Annotated in this window: 3 protein-coding genes and 1 pseudogene; 3 read left to right on the top strand and 1 reads right to left on the bottom strand. The window is 74.9% G+C overall.

The window, feature by feature from the left end; genetic code table 11:
• The 3 genes and pseudogenes from V7E46_RS33180 to V7E46_RS33170 form a co-directional block, all read left to right on the top strand.
• Positions 1–329 (top strand): annotated as a pseudogene (locus V7E46_RS33180) (hypothetical protein); the annotation flags it as partial.
• 90 nt (positions 330–419) lie between these two features.
• Positions 420–1,166, top strand: coding sequence for a response regulator transcription factor (locus tag V7E46_RS33175; protein ID WP_329176664.1), 747 nt, complete (start codon positions 420–422; stop codon positions 1,164–1,166).
• A gap of 1 nt (position 1,167) precedes the next feature.
• Positions 1,168–2,721: a sensor histidine kinase gene (locus V7E46_RS33170; RefSeq protein WP_333771873.1), complete on the top strand. Its 1,554-nt coding sequence runs from the start codon at positions 1,168–1,170 to the stop codon at positions 2,719–2,721.
• Positions 2,722–2,839: 118 nt separating this feature from the next.
• Here the strand turns inward: V7E46_RS33170 and V7E46_RS33165 are convergent, their stop codons facing one another.
• Positions 2,840–2,962, bottom strand: coding sequence for an RbsD/FucU domain-containing protein (locus tag V7E46_RS33165; RefSeq protein ID WP_333771874.1), 123 nt, complete (start codon positions 2,960–2,962; stop codon positions 2,840–2,842).
• Positions 2,963–2,986 lie beyond the last annotated feature (24 nt).

Genomic DNA, 2,986 nt, shown 5'->3' with positions numbered 1-2,986 from the left:
GTACGGGGGCCGGGGCGGCGGGCGGTACGGGTGCGGGCGCGGGCGGCGGGCTGACGTTCGGCACCGTCAAGCTGGTCGACGGCAGCACGATCTACGTCACCGACGCCCAGGGCAGCATCGTCAAGGTCACCACCGGCGGCTCCACCAAGGTCACCGAGTCCAAGGACGGCAAGGTCTCCGACCTCAAGCCCGGCCAGACCGTGACCGTGCGCGGCAGCAAGGGCGCCTCCGGCGACATCGCCGCCACCACCGTCACCGAGGGCGCCACCCTGCCGACCGGCTTCGGCGGCTTCGGGGCCGGCGCCGGGGGCGGCACCGGCGGCAACTGAGCGTTCCGTTCACAGCTCCGAGGCGTACGGTGCCGCCGACAGCGCGTCGCGGCACCGTACGACCGCACAACCGGGCCAGGAGGTCGCCGCATGGACACGCCCGAGGCCAGCCTGCTGGTGGTGGACGACGAACCGAACATCAGGGAGCTGCTCTCGGCGTCGCTGCGCTTCGTCGGCTTCAAGGTCGTCTCCGCCGCGACCGGCGCCGACGCGCTGGCCGCGGTCGCCCGGGAGCGGCCCGACCTCGTCGTCCTCGACGTGATGCTGCCCGACATGACCGGCTTCGCGGTGGTCAAGCGGCTGCGCGAGGAGACGGGGCCGTACGGCCCTCGGTCCGGCGCGGGCGGCGACGACCGGCTGCCGGTGCTCTTCCTCACCGCTAAGGACGGCGTCGAGGACAAGATCAGCGGCCTGACGGCGGGCGGCGACGACTATGTGACCAAGCCGTTCAGCCTGGAGGAGCTGATCGCCCGTATCCGGGCGATCCTGCGCCGCACCGGCGGCGGCAGCGACGACGGGCGGCTGGTGGCCGGCGACCTGGAGCTGGACACCGTCGGGCACCAGGTGCTGCGCGCCGGCCGGCCCGTCTCGCTGTCCCCCACCGAGTTCAAGCTGCTCGCCTACCTGATGGCCAACGCCGACCGGGTCGTCTCCAAGCTGCAGATCCTCGACCATGTGTGGGCGTACGACTTCGGCGGCGACCTGAGCATCGTCGAGTCGTACATCTCGTACGTGCGGCGCAAGGTCGACTCCGGCGCGGACGGGGCGGCGAAGCTCATCCACACGGTGCGCGGGGTCGGCTATGTGCTGCGCCGCCCGGTGCAGGCGCACGGCTGACATGCGCCCCCGCGCCTTCCTGCCTTCCTCCCGTCCTGCCTCCGGCGCCGCCTCCTTCCGTCCCGCTTTTCGTCCTTCCGCGCTGTCGCTGCGCTCGCGGCTGGTGCTGATGTCGCTGGTGCTGGTGCTGCTGGGCCTCGCGGTCAGCGACACCGTCGTGCTGGGCTCCGTGCGCAGCCAGCTGGTCCAGCGGGTCGACCAGCAGCTGGAGCGCTACGGCGGCCCGCTGGCCCAGCGGCTCGGCACCGAGGGGATCCCGGCGCCCCGCAACGTGCGCCCGGGCAGCGTGCGGCCGTGGCTGCCGAGCCAGTTCGTGGTGGCCTTCGCCGCGGCCGACGGGCACGTCTCGGACCAGTTCCGGCTGCCGGTCGCGGCCGGCGACCCGCGCCCGCTGTGGCCCACCATGGACGCGGCGGCGCTGACCGCCCACCTGGGCGCCCCCTTCGACGTGGCCAGCGACCACGGCGGCGGACGCTGGCGGGTGCTGATCGTGCCGGTGACCGGGACGTCGGTGAACCGCTCGCTGCCCGCGGGGGTGGTCGTCGCGGCCTCGCTGGACGAGGTGTCCTCGACCACCGACCGGCTCAGCACCGCCTTCCTGCTGATCGGCGGGGTGGTCGTGGCGCTGCTCGGGGTGGCGGGCCGGTTCGCGGTACGGGCCGGGCTGCGTCCGCTGCGGCAGATCGAGGCGACCGCCGCGGAGATAGCCGCGGGCCGGCCGCTGTCGCACCGGATGCCGGCCGCCTCACCGCGGACCGAGGCCGGCCGGCTCTCCTTCGCGCTCAACGGCATGCTGGCCCAGATCGAGTCGGCCTTCGCCGTACGCGCCGAGTCCGAGGACCAGATGCGGCGCTTCGTCGCCGACGCCAGCCACGAGCTGCGCACCCCGCTGGCCGGCATCCGCGGCTTCGCCGAGCTGTACCGGATGGGCGCGCTGCCCGACGAGGCCGACGTCAAGCGGACCATGGCCCGGATCGAGAACGAGGCCGTACGCCTCGGCGGCCTGGTGGAGGACCTGCTCACCCTGGTCCGCACCGAGGAGCTGCGCCCGGTGCAGCTGGCCCCGATGGACCTGCGCACCCTCGCGGTGGACGCGCTGCACGACACGACCGCGCTCGACCCGACCCGCTCGGTCACCCTGACCGGACCCGGGTCCGGGCCGCCCGCCCCGGCCCCCGTACTCGGCGACGAGGCCCGGCTGCGCCAGGTCGTCACCAACCTGGTCGGCAACGCCGTCGCCCACACCCCGCCCGGCACCCCGGTGCGCATCGGCGTCGGCACCCGCGATGGCCACGGCATCCTGGAGGTCGCCGACACCGGCCCCGGCCTGACCCCGGCGCAGGCCGCCCGCGTCTTCGAGCGCTTCTACCGCACCGACGCCTCCCGCACCCGCACCGCCGGCGGCGGCGCGGGCCTCGGCCTGTCCATCGCCGCCGCCCTGATCACCGCCCACGGCGGCCACGTCGAACTCGACACCTCCCCGGGCCGCGGCGCCACCTTCCGCATCCGCCTCCCCTCCGCACCGGAGGCCACGCTCAGCCGCGCTCCGGGCTGATCCGGCCGGGTACGTGTTCTGGGCAGCCGGGCCGGCGTCCGGGGACGGGGGCGCGTCTCCGTATCTCCGGTGGGGCACGGTGTCCGCGGCCCGGGTGGCGGCCCGGGGAAACGCGGCCTCAGCCGTCGGCGCGGACGCCCAGTGTCAGCAGCAGGTTCGCGTACGTGCGGCGGTCGCCGGTGGCGATGACCAGGGCGGTGTCCGGGGCGCGGGCGGCGTCGTAGAAGGGGAAGCGGTCCAGGGTGTCGAGGGCCGGGAGGTGGGG

Source organism: Streptomyces sp. IBSBF 2435, assembly GCF_036815005.1.
Classification (GTDB): domain Bacteria; phylum Actinomycetota; class Actinomycetes; order Streptomycetales; family Streptomycetaceae; genus Actinacidiphila.
The sequence above is the reverse complement of the archived record's forward strand: the minus strand, read 5'-3'. Positions and strand labels throughout refer to the sequence as shown.

What these genes read in the sequence shown, in the direction of transcription:
- V7E46_RS33170 (WP_333771873.1), top strand. Translation starts at nt 1,168, where the DNA reads ATGCGCCCCCGCGCCTTCCTGCCTTCCTCCCGTCCTGCCTCCGGCGCC.
- V7E46_RS33175 (WP_329176664.1), top strand. Translation starts at nt 420, where the DNA reads ATGGACACGCCCGAGGCCAGCCTGCTGGTGGTGGACGACGAACCGAAC.